Below are 14,280 nucleotides of genomic sequence, written 5' to 3'. Positions count from 1 at the left end.
AGGTACGGAGTGGGCCGGGGTTTCGTCACCGCGGACCTCGGCCTGTCCACCACGGCGCGGGAGGCCGCGGCGCCGGCCGTGCGCCTGCTGCCCACCGGCGTCGGCCCGACCGCACTCGGCTGACCTCGCCCGACAGCCAACCGCGCTGAAACGCGCAGGCCGAGTTGCTCGGTCCCCGGCGGCTACGCCCGCTCGACCAGCACCGCACTCCCCTGCCCCACCCCGACGCACATCGTCGCCAGACCCCGGCCCACTCCGTACCTGCCGTCGCCGCCTGCGGTCAGGCACGGCCGGACGGTGGTCAGGCCCGGCCGGGTGGTGGTCGAGAAGCGCAGCGCCCAGTGACTCGTGAACGGGTCCAGCGCGCGCAGCGCCGGCTCGGCATACGCCGCCTCGAGCAGGGTCCGGTACGCCTCCTGCCAGTCGTACTCCAGCTCGCTCGCCTCCTGGCGCATGCCCTGCCACCCGGATTCCGTCAAGCGCGCGGGGATCGTGGTCGGGCACCTCGAACCGGCCGGTCAGACGCACGAAGGGCGCCACCCGGAGACGTGACCGGCACGGCGCTGCCCGACCGGCGAGACGGCCCTGCGGGCTCCGGTTCGTTGCACATAGCATCAGTGCTCGCATGAACACGATGACACTCTGGCACATCACCGGCTGGGAGTTCGCCGCGCTCGCCTTCGCGGCCCTGCTCGTCGGCTTCTCGAAGACCGCCGTGAGCGGGGCCAACACGGTCAGCCTCGCCATCTTCGCCGCGGTGCTGCCCGCCCGCGCCTCCACCGGCGTGCTGCTGCCGGTGCTGATCGCCGGTGACCTGCTCGCCGTCGCCACCTACCGGCGGCACGCGCACTGGCCCACACTGTGGCGGCTGTTCCCGGCGGTCGCCGCGGGCGTCGTCGTCGGCACGGTGTTCCTGATGTGGGCGGACGACGCGATCGTACGGACCTCGATCGGCGCGATCCTGCTGCTGATGGCCGGGGTGACGATCTGGCGCAGGCGTACGGCCGACGCGGGACAGGAGCCCGAGCCGGAGTCGGTCACCAGCCGGGCGGGCCGGGTCAAGGCCCGCTCCTACGGCGTCCTCGGCGGCTTCACCACCATGGTCGCCAACGCGGGCGGCCCGGTGATGTCGATGTACCTGCTGTCCGCGGGCTTCCGCAAACTCGGCTTCCTCGGCACGTCGGCCTTCTTCTTCCTCATCGTCAACGTCTCCAAGCTGCCCTTCAGTGCCGGACTCGGCCTGATCGACGGCCGCTCCCTGCTCCTCGACCTGGCGCTCGTGGTGTTCGTCGTGCCCGGCGCGTTCTTCGGCAAGTGGGCGGTCAACAAGATCAACCAGCGGTTGTTCGAACAGCTGGTCATCGCGGCGACGGTCGTGGGCGGCCTGCAGCTACTGCTGCGCTGAACCCCGCAGGAGCGCCGGAAGGTCCGCGAAGGAGTCGATCACGTGGTCGGGCGTGCCGTCGGCGGCCCGGAGGTCCTCCGGCTGGAACTTGCCGGTCCGGACGAGGACCCCGGTGATCCCGGCCCGCTGCGCCGCGAGCACGTCGGACTCGATGTCGTCCCCGACCATCAGAGTCTCGCCCGCACCGGCGCCCAGCCGGGCCAGCGCCGCCTCGAAGAACGCCCGGGCCGGTTTGCCGGTGATCTCGGCCTCCACCCGGGCGGCCTGCTCGAGACCGGCCAGGAACGCCCCCGAGTCCAGCCGCAGCCCCTCGGCCGTACGCCAGTACAGGTTGCGGTGCATCGCCACGAGCCGGGCCCCGCGCTGGAGATGCCCGAACGCCCGGTCCAGCTCCGCGTAGCCGAACTCCGGACCGGCCCCGCCGATCAGCACCACATCCGGCACGTCATCCGGCACGGCGGAGGAGTCCGCCGCGTCGACGACGGTCACCCCGTCGAGGTCCTCCGCGATGTCGCCGCTGTTCAGCAGGGCACAGCGGGCACCCGGACCGTGCTCGGCGAGGTAGGCGGCGGTGGCGGCGGGCGCGGTCAGGATGTCGTCGGCCGACACCGGGAACCCCGCGTCCGCGAGCGTCCCGGCGATCGACGCCCGCGTCCGGGACGTCGTGTTGGTGACCAGCAGCACGGCGAGTCCGGCTTCCCGGATCTCCCGCAACGCCTCCACGGTCCCCGGCAGGGGCCGCCACGAGACGGTCAGCACCCCGTCGATGTCGACGAGCACGGCACGCACGGACTCCATGCCTGGACGATAACCACGCCGCGCCGTGTCCGCCGGTCGGCCCGGGTCCCCGGCGCGGGCAGGGCAGCAGCCGCACGTCACGCCGAGCTGGTCGCCATGGCCTTCGCCGGCCCGCCCGGCAGGCCGTGGCTCAGGTCCTCCACCAGCAGCCTCTTCGCGATCGCGTCGACCGCGATCCTGAGGTCGCCGTCCGACGGGCGGCCGATGTCCTGCCCCAGCCGCTCCTCCAGCCAGGAGGCCCAGGCCCTGCTGATGACCGCGGCCTCGCGGGCGCCGGCCTCCGTGTGGGAGAGGAGGGAGCCGTGCCGGGTCAGGAACCCCTCGTCGACCATCCGCTCGTAGACCGGCAGCAGCACCTCGGGCGGCATCCGGCGCCGCGCGGCGATCAACCCGAGACTGGCATGACCGGCCATCCGCGTGAAGAGCTCGACCTGCATTACCGCCCAGGCCCCCGCCACATCGAGCCGGGTGTCCGACTCCAGGATGATCCGGCGCGCGGTGTCCAGGTCCGCACTGCCGATGATCTTGCCGACGGCGGCCTCGAGCACCCGCTGCGAGTCCGAGCCGTGCGGTGAGGCGAAACCCTCGCCCATGTCGGTCGACCCCGTCCGCGCGGTGTCGCGCAGCCGGACCTGCTTGAGGAACAGGGCGACGAGAAAGCCCAGTGCGGCGACCGGCACCGTCCACAGGAACACGGTCTGGAGGGTGTCGGCGTAGGCGTCGATGATCGGGCCGGCCGTGGCCGCCGGCAGCTCGTGCACGCCGTCCGGGCTGGTCGCCGCCCTGGCGACCGTGCCCGGCTCCACGCCACCGGTCCGGGCCGCCTGCGCCACTCCCTCGCGGAGGTTGGGCGCCAGCTCGTTGGTGTAGATCGTGCCGAACACGGCCGTGCCGAACGAGCTGCCCAGCGTACGGAAGAAGGTCACCCCGGAGGTCGCCGTGCCCAGGTCGGCGTAGTCGACGGTGTTCTGCACCGCGATGGTCAGCACCTGCATGCACAGGCCGATGCCGGTGCCCATGACGAACATGTACAGCGACTCCAGCCCCGCGCCGGTGTCCGGCCCCATGCGGGACATGAGGAACAGGCCGGCGCCCATCACCAGCGCGCCGACGATCGGGAACACGCGATACCGTCCGGTCCTGCTGACGACGCTGCCGCTGAAGACCGACGCGATGAGCAGCCCGGCCACCATCGGCAGCGTCCGCACACCGGAGATCGTGGCCGAGTCACCGTCGACGTACTGGAGATACGTCGGCAGATACGTCAGCGCGCCGAGCATCGCGAAGCCGACGATGAAGCTCAGCACCGAGCAGACGGTGAACACCGGGTTGGCGAACAGCCGCATGGGCAGCATCGGTTCGCGCGCCCGGGTCTCCACCCAGCAGAACAGGCCGAGCGCGATCACCCCGCCCACGAACAGGGCGATGATCACGCCCGAGCTCCACGCGTACTCGTTGCCGCCCCAACTCGTCGCCAGGATCAGCGCGCTGGCGCCGACCGCGACGAGCGCGATGCCCAGGTAGTCGATGACCGGCCGGGAGACCGACTTCACCACCGGAATGGTCCGGGCCGCCGCCAGGACGACGACGACCGCGATGGGCACGTTGACGTAGAACGCCCACCGCCACGTCAGATGGTCGGTGAACAGCCCGCCGAGCAGCGGCCCGATGACGGTGGACACACCGAACACGGCACCGATCGCGCCCTGGTACTTGCCGCGCTCGCGCAGCGGAATGACGTCGGCGATCAGCGCCATCGACGTGACCATCAGCCCGCCCGCGCCGATGCCCTGCATCGCCCGCCAGGCGATCAGCAGGGACATGTTGGTCGCCAGACCGCACAGGAACGAGCCCGTGATGAAGACGATCGCCGAGACCTGGAAGACCACCTTGCGGCCGAACAGGTCGCCGAACTTGCCGACCAGCACGGTCGCGACGGTCTCCGCGAGCAGGTACGAGGTGACCACCCACGACATGTGATCCGCCCCGCCCAGATCCGACACGATGGTCGGCAGAGCGGTGCCGACGATGGTCTGGTCGAGGGCCGCGAGCAGCATCCCCAGCATGATCGTCACGAAGACGACGTTGCGTCGACGGGTGTCCAGCACCGGGGGCTGGGAGGCGGGCAGTGTGGTTTCCTCCACGACGGTCACGACGTCACCTTCACACCTGTGGGTACGTGCGCATGCCAGAACGTCCGCACGGGTGCCCGGTGATGTGCACCTCAGTCGTGCCGGTCGTGTCGGTCGCGAGGATGCCGGCGCAGCAGATACGTGTCCATGATCCAGCCCTTGCGCTCACGGGCCTCGGCACGCAGCCGCTCGATGCGGGGCGCGGCCTCGGCGATCGGGCCGGAGACGAGGATCTCGTCCGGGGTGCCGAGGTAGGCGCCCCAGTAGATGTCGACGTCGTCCTGCGCGTACCGCCGGAAGGCCTGGTGCGCGTCGAGCATCACCACCACGTCGTCCACGCCCTCCGGGAAGCCCTCCGCGAGTCGCCGTCCGGTGGTGATCTGCACGGGCCGGGCGACCCGGTTGAGCCCCGTCCGGTGCCGCGCGGCGAGCGCCGAGACGCTGGATATGCCCGGCACGACGTCGTACTCGAACGCCACCGCGCCCCGCTCCAGCACCTCCTCCAGGATCCCCAGCGTGCTGTCGTACAGCGCGGGGTCGCCCCACACCAGGAACGCGCCCGTCTCCTGCGCGCCGAGCTCCTCGCCGATCAACCGCTCGTAGACACCGGCGCGGGCGCTGCGCCAGTCCCCGACGGCGGGGGCGTACGCCGCGCCGCCGGCGGCCCGGTCCCGCTCCGGGTCACGGGCCTCGACGACCCGGTACGACGCCCCGTCCGGTAGGTGCGCGTCGAGCAGGTCCCGCCGCAGCCGGGTGAGGTCGGCCTTCACCTCGCCCTTGTCCAGGACGAAGAACACGTCCGTGCTCCGCAGCGCCCTGACGGCCTGGAGGGTGAGCTGCTCGGGGTCGCCCGCGCCGATACCGATGACATGGATCTTCCGCACACCGCCGAGTCTCCCGCACCCCACTGACAACGCCGGGCGCGCCCCACTCCAGCACACGCCTCACGCCGGGGGGCGTGCCCAGTGGACTGAGCGGCGCGCTGCTCCCGCCCCGGCGTTCCGGATGGGGCGGGAGCGTGCCTAGCGCCGTAGCCGGCGGTGGCTGTGTCCGTGCGGCGGGTGTGGATCGGGCCGTGTGCCAGTGCCCGGGCCGGGTGCCGGGGCACGGCCCCGCGCCTGTGGCCCCAGCCGGGGATCCTGCACCGCGGGCGCCGGGCCCAGGTCGGCGGCTGCGGTCGACGTGCCACGCCGGCGGCACCGCGGCCGGCCGGCGGGGCGGCGGCGCTCCAGGGTGACAGCCGCGCGTCCCGCGCTCGGCGTGCTCGTACTCCGTGTCCCTCCGGTCAGCGCCCAGCGGCCGCACCCCGCAACTGCGGCGCCCGAGCCCCCGCGTCCACCGGGCGGCCCTCCCTCTCCACCTCCCCGGCCAGTTCCCGTGCCCAGGCCGCGACGCTGCCGATGTCGATCCCGTGCGGCGTCGCCTCTCCGGAGGCGGATGCCCACTCCTCCGCCGCTCCCGCACCGCGCCGTAGCAGGCGCGCCCCGCCCGTGAGGTTGCCGCGGGCGGTGTGGGTCAGGCCGACCGCGAGCTGGGCGAGGCCGCGCCACAGTTCCCGTTCCCTGTCGGGGCCCGACTTCCAGGCGTCCTCGAACACCTCGTGCGCGTGGAACGGTTTCCCCTCGTCCAGCAGTCGCTGTGCCTCGGCGACGGTCTCCTCCGGCGTGCGGACGACGCCCTCGGGCTGCCGCGGCACGCCCGGCGCGTCGTACGGCAGGGGCCGGCCGAGGCCGTCCCGAGGCCTGGCGTTGCGCGCCCGCCCCTCGTCGTCGCGGTCCCGGGCGCCGCCGGGCCGGCCCCCGGCCGTGTTCCCCGTGTGGCCCCTGTTCTCGGAGCTTCCCCTGCTGTCTGTGCTGCCCATACGGCGATTGTCCCGCGCCGGGGGCCGACTTTCGGCGTGGCCCGGGGTGTGGGGTAAAGTGCTGTTCGCGCGATCACGCGGTTCACCGCGGCGCGCACCGGGACGTGGCGCAGCTTGGTAGCGCACTTGACTGGGGGTCAAGGGGTCGCAGGTTCAAATCCTGTCGTCCCGACCATGCTTTTAGCAGGTCGGAGGCCGCTCTCTCATGAACGAGAGGGCGGCCTTTCGCGCGTCCGGAGCCATGGTGGTCGCAGCCACGACGCACGGTCGGTGCAGTGTCTGACCTTCTCGGTTCCGGTGAGGGTCTGATCGATGGTCTCGACGGCCGCGCGGGCCGCCTGCCGGGTGAGGTGGCTGTAGATGTTCGCGGTGCCGCAGCGGCCGTTTAGTGAGTCGCTGGGCGGTTTGTCACCGTATGTGCTTGGTCTTGCCTTATGCGGCACCTAGTGTTCACCGAGAGGGAGGCGCTGCGAGGCCCGAGTCCTGTGCCACCGTCCGGAAACGAGGTGTGGAGCGCGTGCACGCGAGGTGCGGCTGCCGGCCCCATGCGGGTCACATGGGACGTCCCAGACGGACGCGATGGCTGCGGGCGTTCGCAGTACTGCCGTTGCTGACTTCGGTGCTTGCCGCTTGTGGCAGTGACGAGGGTTCCGGCAGGCCCACCCTGAACTGGTACAACTTCCCCGACGACTCAGGTGCGCTCCAGAAGGCGGCCGACCGGTGCAGCCAGGCGTCGGGCGGCCGCTACAGGATCAGTTACAACAAGCTCCCGCGCGCGGCGGACGGCCAGCGCCAGCAGCTTGTCCGCAGACTCGCCGCCGAGGACGACTCACTCGACATCCTGGGCCTGGACGTCACCTGGGCGGCGGAGTTCGCCGAGGCGCGCTGGATCCGGGAGTGGACGGGGACAGCGAAGCGGCGGGCCGTCGAGGGCACCCTGCGCGTACCGCTGCAGACCGCGACCTGGAAAGGAAAGCTGTACGCCGTCCCGTACAACACCAACACCCAGCTCCTGTGGTACCGCAAGGACCTGGTGCCCACCCCACCCAGGACCTGGGCCGAGATGCTGGACATGGCCGGCGCCCTCGCGCGGCAGGGCAAGCCGCACTTCGTCGAGATCCAGGGCGCCCAGTACGAGGGCCTGACCGTCTGGTTCAACACGCTGATCAACAGTGCGGGCGGCTCCATCCTCAACGCGAGCGCGACCGAGCCTTCTCTCGGTGCTCCTGCCTCGCGGGCCGCCGGGATCATGCGTGAGCTGGCGAAGTCCCCGGCCGCGGACCCCTCCCTGTCCAACCAGATGGAGGACCAGAACCGGCTCGCCATGGAGTCGGGGGCAGCGGCGTTCGAGCTCAACTACCCCTTCGTCTATCCGTCGATGAAGGCGAACAACGCCAAGTTGTTCAAGAACTTTCGCTGGGCCCCGTACCCCCGGGTCGACGCGAACCTCCCGGCACGGCCCACGATCGGCGGCATCGATCTGGCGGTGAGCGCCTACTCGCGCCACCCCGACCTGGCCTTCGAGGCGGCGCTGTGCCTGCGCAACCGGGAGAACCAGCTCACCGCCGCGCTCGAGGGCGGTCTGCCGCCCACGTTGCGCGGCCTGTACGACGAGCCGGCGTTCATGAAGGCGTACCCGTTCTCGCGGGAGGTGCTGGCCTCCCTGCAGGCGGCGAGCGTACGGCCGCTCACTCCGGCCTACCAGAACATCTCGATCGCGGTCTCCCACACGCTGTCCCCGCCGTCGGGGATCAAGCCGGTGAGCTCGATCGAGACCATCAGGGATCAGATCGACGATGCCCTGCGATCCGAGGGTGTGATCCCGTGAGCATGCAAGCGGAACCGGCCGGAGCACCGGTACCCCCCGAGGCGGAGCAGACACGGCAGGACACCGCGGCGCTCTCGGTGGGCGCCCGGCAGGAGCGGCGACTCGGCTGGCTGCTGTGCGCACCCGCCGTCGTCGTCATGCTCGCCGTGACCGCGTATCCCATCGGGTACGCCGTCTACCTGTCCCTCCAGCGATACGACCTGCGCTTTCCGGGGCAGGCGAAGTTCGTGGGCCTGAGCAACTACGGGGCCGTGCTGACCTCCCCGTTCTGGTGGGACGCGTTCTGGGTGACGCTGTTCATCACCGCTGTGTCCGTGGCCATCGAACTGGTCCTCGGCATGTGCCTCGCCCTGGTCATGCACCGCACGATCTTCACGCGGGGTGTCGTCCGCACGTCGGTCCTCATCCCGTACGGCATCGTCACCGTGGTCGCCGCCTTCTCGTGGCAGTACGCCTGGACCCCGGACCTCGGCTACCTCGCCGGGCTGCTGCCCGCCGGTGACGCCCCGCTGACGGAGCAATGGCCGGCCCTGTGGCTGATCGTCCTCGCGGAGGTGTGGAAGACGACCCCGTTCATGGCCCTGCTGCTGCTCGCCGGCCTCGCCCTGGTCCCCGAGGAGACCCTGAGGGCGGCCATGGTGGACGGCGCCACCCCGTGGCAGCGCTTCACCAGGATCATGCTGCCGCTGATGAAGCCGGCCATCCTGGTGGCCCTGCTCTTCCGCACGCTGGACGCCTTCCGGATCTTCGACAACATCTACATTCTGACCGCGGGGGCCCAGGGAACCGGCTCCGTGTCGATCCTCGGGTACGACAACCTGTTCACCTCGCTGAACCTGGGCATCGGGTCGGCGATCTCGGTCCTGATCTTCATCTGCGTCGGGATCATCGCCTTCGCCTTCGTCAAGCTGTTCGGCGCCGCCGCACCCGGCGCGGAGGTGAAGCGCTGATGGCCGCCGTAGGCAAGACGCACGCCGCCCGATGGACCGTCGTGAACGTCGTGGTGGTGCTGTACGCCCTGTTCCCGGTGTGGTGGATCGCCGCGCTGTCGTTCAAGGACCCCAGCACCCTCACTGACGGCGACTACATCCCGAGGGACTGGACCTGGCAGAACTACCGGGGCATCTTCGCGACCTCCGAATTCACCAGGGCGCTGATCAACTCCATCGGCATCGCCCTCATCGCCACGGTGATCGCGGTGGTGCTGGGCACCATGGCCGCCTATGCGGTGGCCAGGCTGCGCTTCCCCGGCAAGCGGGTGCTCATCGGCATGTCACTGCTGATCGCCATGTTCCCCCCGATCTCCCTGGTGTCACCCCTGTTCAACATCGAGCGGATCATCGGGATCTTCGACACCTGGGTCGGGCTGATCATCCCGTACATGACCTTCTCCCTGCCGCTCGCGATCTACACCCTGTCGGCTTTCTTCCGGGAGATTCCCTGGGATCTGGAGAAGGCAGCCAAAGTCGACGGGGCGACGCCCGCGCAGGCCTTCCGGATGGTCATCGTGCCGCTGGCCGCGCCGGGCGTGTTCACCACGGCCATTCTCGTGTTCATCTTCTGCTGGAACGACTTCCTGTTCGCGATCTCGCTGACTTCCACCGAGTCCGCGCGCACGGTGCCGGCCGCGATCGCGTTCTTCACCGGGAGCTCGCAGTTCCAGCAGCCCACCGGGTCGATCGCCGCCGCCGCCGTGGTGATCACCATCCCGATCATCATTTTCGTCCTGTTCTTCCAGCGGCGGATCGTCGCCGGACTGACCTCCGGGGCAGTCAAGGGATGAACGGGCCGACCCGGAAGGCATGAAGGCAAGGAGGCACCATCCATGGCCGAGATCATCCTTGAGGGAGTCACCAAGCGCTTTCCCGACGGGGCCCTCGCCGTGAAGGACGTGGACCTCGAGATCGCCGACGGCGAGTTCGTGATCCTGGTCGGTCCGTCGGGATGTGGCAAGTCCACCACCCTGAACATGATCGCCGGGCTTGAGGACATCACCGAGGGCACCCTGCGCATCGGAGACCGAGTCGTCAACGACCTGGCTCCGAAGGAACGTGACGTCGCCATGGTGTTCCAGAGCTATGCCCTGTACCCGCACATGAACGTCGGGGAGAACATGGGCTTTCCGCTGCGCCTGGCCAAGGTGGACAAGGCCACCATCGACGCCAAGGTGGCGGAAGCCGCCCGGATCCTCGACCTGACCGAGCACCTGGACCGCAAGCCCGCCAACCTCTCGGGTGGCCAGCGCCAGCGGGTGGCCATGGGCCGGGCGATCGTCCGTGACCCCAAGGCGTTCTTGATGGACGAGCCGCTGTCGAACCTCGACGCCAAACTCCGGGTACAGATGCGCACCCAGATCTCCCGGCTGCAGCGCCGCCTCGGCACGACCACCGTGTACGTCACCCACGACCAGACCGAGGCGATGACGCTCGGCGACCGGGTCGTGGTCATGAGGCAGGGCCTGGTCCAGCAGATCGGCACACCCGCCGAGCTGTACGACAGCCCGCGCAACATCTTCGTCGCGGGTTTCATCGGCTCCCCGGCGATGAACTTCCTGAACGCCACCCTGGAGGCCGGTGCCCTGCGCTCGCCCGTGGGTGACCTTCCCCTCGACGACCGTACGAGGCGGGAACTGGAACGGCAGAACGCCCCCCGCCAGGTCATCCTCGGGCTTCGGCCGGAGGCGTTCGAGGACGCGGCCCTGGCGCACGACCGTGACCGAACGGGCCCGGTCTTCACCACCACCGTGGAGGTACTGGAATCGCTGGGCTCCGATGTGTATGTCTACTTCACCGCGGAGGGCGGTCCCGCGACGAGCGCCGAGCTGGAGGAACTGGCCACGGACTCGGGCATGCGCGACACCGGCGCTGACGCCAGTCACATCGTGGCCCGCCTGGACGCCGCCACACGTGCCCGCGAAGGCGAACCCGTGCGGCTGCAGGTCGACATGGCCAAGGCCCACGTGTTCGACCCGGGGACCGGAGCCAACCTCACGCATCCCTTGAGGGCGGCCTGACGGCGCACGCGTTGTGCGGCCTTTTCCGCCGCACGCCCTTGACCTCAAGTGCGCTCCAAGCTGAAGACTCCCCTTCGCGCCCCGAGTTCCGGGGCGGCCAGGGAGGGAGCAACAGCCATGCGCTACCGCACGATCGGCACGGACCCCCGCACCCGCCGCGAGGTGAGCGCGCTCGCCCTCGGCACGATGCTGTTCGGCTCGGTGACGGACGAGAAGACGTCCTTCGCCGTCCTCGACCGGTACGTCGAGGCCGGCGGGAACTTCATCGACACGTCCGACAACTACGCCTTCTGGGCCGACGGCGGCCAGGGCGGCCAGAGCGAGGAACTCCTCGGCCGCTGGCGGCGCAGCCGCGGCATCGGCGACGAGATCGTCATCGCGACCAAGCTCGGCGCCCGCCCCCTCGCCCCCGGCACCAGCTACGTCGACAACGCCGAAGGCCTGTCGGCGAAGGTGATCCGGGAGTCCGCCGAACGCAGCCGCGAGCGGCTCGGCGTGGCGAAGCTGGACCTGCTGTACGCCCACATCGAGGACCACACGGTCCCCCTCCGGGAGACCGTCGAGGGCTTCGCCGACCTGGTCGCCGAGGGCACCGTAGGACTGCTCGGCGTCAGCAACCACGCGACCTGGCGGGTCGAACGGGCCCGCGCCCTCGCCGCCGCGGCCGGACTGCCCGGCTACGAGGTGCTCCAGTACGCGCACAGCCACCTGCGCCCCCGCACCGACGTACCCGAGGCCCTCTTCCCGGACGGCAGCCTGGGCCACGCCGGCCCCGACCTGCTCGGCTACCTGAGGGCCGAGCCCGGCCTGACCCTGGTCGCCTACTCGCCCCTGCTGAAGGGCGCCTACACCCGCCCCGACCGGCTGCCCGCGGACTTCGACCACCCCGGCACCCCGGCGAGGCTGGCGGCGCTGCGGGAGGTGGCCCGGGAGACCGGGGCGACCGTCAACCAGGTCGTGCTGGCCTGGCAGATCGGCGGCGACCTGCCCATCGTTCCGCTCGCCGGGGTCTCCTCGGTGGCCCAGCTGGAGGAGAACCTCGCCGCGGTGGACCTGGACCTGACCGCCGAGCAGCGGGCCAGGCTGGACGCGGCCCACTGAGCTCGTGGGACCGTGGAGGGAACCGGACATCCGGACCTCCGGAAGGAGCACCGGCCATGACCACCCACCCGGCCCACCCCGCCGCACGGTCGATCAGGACCACCCCCGAAGGCCTCATGTGGGAGCCCAGCGAGCGCTGGGTGCGCGGCCGCAAGGGCGACATCACCGTCGTCGACAGCCGGCACCCCGTCCTCGTCTGGGAACCCCACCTGCCCGTGCCGCAGTACGCCTTCCCGCACGAGGACGTCCGCACCGACCTCCTCCGCCCGGCGCAGGACCCGCCCACCGGCAGGCACACCGGCTCCCGGATCTTCTACGACCTCGACGCCGACGGCGAGGTGCGCGCGAACGCGGCCTGGACGTTCCCCGCCGACGACCTGGCCGGCCACATCGCCTTCGAGTGGTTCCGGCGCACCGACACGGGCCTCGATCACTGGTACGAGGAGGAGGAAGAGATCTTCATCCACCCCCGTGACCCGCACAAACGCGTCGACGCGCTGCCGAGCAGCCGCCATGTGCAGGTCGAGATCGACGGCCAGGTCGTCGCGGACACCCGAGCCCCCGTCCTGCTCTTCGAGACCTCTCTGCCGACCCGCTACTACCTCCCCCGCGAGGACATCCGCCTGGACCTGTTCGACGCCACCGACCACAGCACCGGATGCCCTTACAAGGGCACCGCCGAGTACTGGTCCTGGCGCGGCGGGGGCGATGTGCCGCCCAACATCCTCTGGAGCTACCCCGAGCCGCTGCCCGCGGTGGCGGCGATCCAGGGGCGCGTAGCCTTCTTCAACGAGGCCGTCGACATCACGCTGGACGGCGAGCGCCTGGAACGCCCGGACACGCCGTTCAGCCGGATGCTGCGGGAGGGGAGCCGCTCGTGAAGCTGCCGAGCAGGGCGGTCGTGCGCCGACGTTGGTGTCGTAGTACGGGACGGGCATCCGTGTCGACAGGCCCCCCGCCTTGTGCGCGGCAAAGTGCACGACGGCGTCCACGGAGTGTCGGTCGAAGACGGCCGAGAGGGCGTGCCGATCACGGTGTCCAGTTCGTAGACGGCGCCGACGAAGCGGCCGGCGATCCGTTCCCCCCGGGCGAAGACCTGCGGAGTGCTGTTGGAGTGGTTGTCGACCACGATCACCTCGTAGCCGAGGTCGAGCAGTTCCACGCAGGTGTGGCTGCCGATGAAACCCGCCCCGCCCATGACGAGGACCGTCGAGGGCGCCCAGGAGGATCCGGGCCCTCGAGCGGTCGGCGACTGGTTCCTGCGGGCCATGCCTGACTCCCGCGCCGGGTGCGGTCGAGCACCGTATGTTTACGGCGTATATGTACGGCTTTGAACCCGGGCCCGGAGGCCGGTCAAGGCCTCACCAGCAACTGGAAGTCGAACGTGTACCGCGACGCCCGGTAGAGGTGCGTCCCGAATTCGACCGCGCGCCCGGTGTCGTCGTACGCCGTGCGCTCCATGGTGAGCAGCGCCGCGCCCTCCTCCTCGTCCAGACGGGCGGCCTCCCGCGCGGTGGCCGCGCGGGCGCTGACGCGCTGCCGGGCGCTGTGCAGGGTGATGCCCGCCGCGCGCATGATCCTGTACAGCCCCGTCGACTCCAGACGGGCGGCGTCGAGGTCCACGACAGACGCCGGCAGGTAGTTGCACAGCAGTGCCACCGGCTGGCCGTGGGTGCAGCGCAGCCGCTCCAGGACGGTGACCTCGCTGCCCTCCGCGACGCCGAGGGCAGCGGCCACGTCGCAGGAGGCCGGGACGGCCTCGTGGCGCACCACCTGGGTGGTGGGCCCCTGTCCGGCCTCCTCCAGGTCGTCGTAGAGGCTGCTCAGCTCCAGCGGGCGCTTGACCTGGCTGTGCACCACCTGCGTGCCCACCCCGCGCCGCCGGACCAGCAGCCCCTTGTCCACGAGGGACTGGATGGCCTGGCGGACGGTGGGACGGGACAGGCCGAGGCGCACCGAGAGGTCGACCTCGTTGCCCAGGAGGTCCCCCGGCGCGAGGACCCCGTGCTCGATCGCCGCCTCCAGCTGCCGCGCGAGCTGGTAGTACAGCGGCACGGGACTGCCCCGGTCCAGGGCGAAGTCCAGCGAGCTGAGCGCAGGCGCGGCAGCGGTACGGGCCCGGCCACCGGTCCTCGCCATGGA

12 protein-coding genes, 1 tRNA gene and 2 pseudogenes are annotated in these 14,280 nt (G+C 70.8%); 8 read left to right on the top strand and 7 right to left on the bottom strand.

The features are described from left to right. Nucleotides 1-287: 287 nt before the first annotated feature. A pseudogene (locus CCL05_RS46285) lies at nt 288-455 on the bottom strand (DUF6193 family natural product biosynthesis protein); the annotation flags it as partial. Nucleotides 456-625: 170 nt separating this feature from the next. Here CCL05_RS46285 and CCL05_RS20060 point away from each other — a divergent pair. Beyond that, a complete protein-coding gene (locus tag CCL05_RS20060; RefSeq protein ID WP_086561875.1) occupies nt 626-1,405 on the top strand; it encodes a sulfite exporter TauE/SafE family protein in 780 nt (259 codons plus the stop codon). Here the strand turns inward: CCL05_RS20060 and CCL05_RS20055 are convergent. The 4 genes from CCL05_RS20055 to CCL05_RS20040 all read right to left on the bottom strand — a co-directional run bounded on the left by CCL05_RS20055 (nt 1,391) and on the right by CCL05_RS20040 (nt 6,196). Beyond that, entirely contained in the window at nt 1,391-2,203 is an 813-nt protein-coding gene (locus CCL05_RS20055; RefSeq protein WP_086561874.1) for an HAD-IIA family hydrolase, read from the bottom strand. The genes CCL05_RS20060 and CCL05_RS20055 overlap by 15 nt on opposite strands. 77 nt (nt 2,204-2,280) lie before the next feature. Then, entirely contained in the window at nt 2,281-4,356 is a 2,076-nt protein-coding gene (locus CCL05_RS20050) for an MDR family MFS transporter (RefSeq protein ID WP_167409588.1), read from the bottom strand. Nucleotides 4,357-4,427: 71 nt separating this feature from the next. Continuing rightward, entirely contained in the window at nt 4,428-5,219 is a 792-nt protein-coding gene (cobF, locus tag CCL05_RS20045; RefSeq protein WP_086561872.1) for a precorrin-6A synthase (deacetylating), read from the bottom strand. Between the two features lie 401 nt (nt 5,220-5,620). Beyond that, nucleotides 5,621-6,196: a DUF309 domain-containing protein gene (locus tag CCL05_RS20040; protein ID WP_086561871.1), complete on the bottom strand. Its 576-nt coding sequence runs from the start codon at nt 6,194-6,196 to the stop codon at nt 5,621-5,623. 98 nt (nt 6,197-6,294) lie between these two features. On the opposite strand from CCL05_RS20040, the gene CCL05_RS20035 reads away from it, so the two are divergent. From CCL05_RS20035 to CCL05_RS20005, 7 genes are all read left to right on the top strand, one after another. Continuing rightward, nucleotides 6,295-6,371 (top strand) — tRNA-Pro (locus CCL05_RS20035). A 444-nt stretch (nt 6,372-6,815) separates the two neighbouring features. Further along, nucleotides 6,816-8,024: an ABC transporter substrate-binding protein gene (locus CCL05_RS20030; protein ID WP_244204337.1), complete on the top strand. Its 1,209-nt coding sequence runs from the start codon at nt 6,816-6,818 to the stop codon at nt 8,022-8,024. Between the two features lie 2 nt (nt 8,025-8,026). Further along, nucleotides 8,027-8,974 (top strand): carbohydrate ABC transporter permease, encoded by a 948-nt coding sequence (locus tag CCL05_RS20025; protein ID WP_425275929.1) that lies wholly within the window; start codon nt 8,027-8,029, stop codon nt 8,972-8,974. After that, on the top strand, nt 8,974-9,807 hold the full coding sequence (locus tag CCL05_RS20020; protein WP_086561869.1) for a carbohydrate ABC transporter permease: 834 nt from the start codon (nt 8,974-8,976) through the stop codon (nt 9,805-9,807). The genes CCL05_RS20025 and CCL05_RS20020 overlap by 1 nt, the downstream gene beginning before the upstream one ends. Nucleotides 9,808-9,849: 42 nt before the next feature. Next, on the top strand, nt 9,850-11,037 hold the full coding sequence (locus tag CCL05_RS20015) for an ABC transporter ATP-binding protein (protein WP_086561868.1): 1,188 nt from the start codon (nt 9,850-9,852) through the stop codon (nt 11,035-11,037). A 117-nt stretch (nt 11,038-11,154) separates the two neighbouring features. Beyond that, nucleotides 11,155-12,138: an aldo/keto reductase gene (locus tag CCL05_RS20010; RefSeq protein ID WP_086561867.1), complete on the top strand. Its 984-nt coding sequence runs from the start codon at nt 11,155-11,157 to the stop codon at nt 12,136-12,138. 56 nt (nt 12,139-12,194) lie between these two features. Then, nucleotides 12,195-13,019: a DUF427 domain-containing protein gene (locus CCL05_RS20005; RefSeq protein ID WP_086561866.1), complete on the top strand. Its 825-nt coding sequence runs from the start codon at nt 12,195-12,197 to the stop codon at nt 13,017-13,019. 24 nt (nt 13,020-13,043) lie between these two features. Here the strand turns inward: CCL05_RS20005 and CCL05_RS20000 are convergent. After that, nucleotides 13,044-13,336: pseudogene (locus CCL05_RS20000) on the bottom strand (NAD-dependent epimerase/dehydratase family protein); the annotation flags it as partial. A 155-nt stretch (nt 13,337-13,491) separates the two neighbouring features. Further along, complete coding sequence (locus tag CCL05_RS19995; RefSeq protein WP_086561865.1) at nt 13,492-14,277, bottom strand: GntR family transcriptional regulator; 786 nt, start codon at nt 14,275-14,277, stop codon at nt 13,492-13,494. Nucleotides 14,278-14,280: the final 3 nt, after the last annotated feature.

This window comes from Streptomyces africanus, assembly GCF_002150735.1.
Lineage (GTDB): Bacteria > Actinomycetota > Actinomycetes > Streptomycetales > Streptomycetaceae > Streptomyces > Streptomyces africanus.
This window is presented reverse-complemented; position numbering and strand designations above follow the sequence as displayed.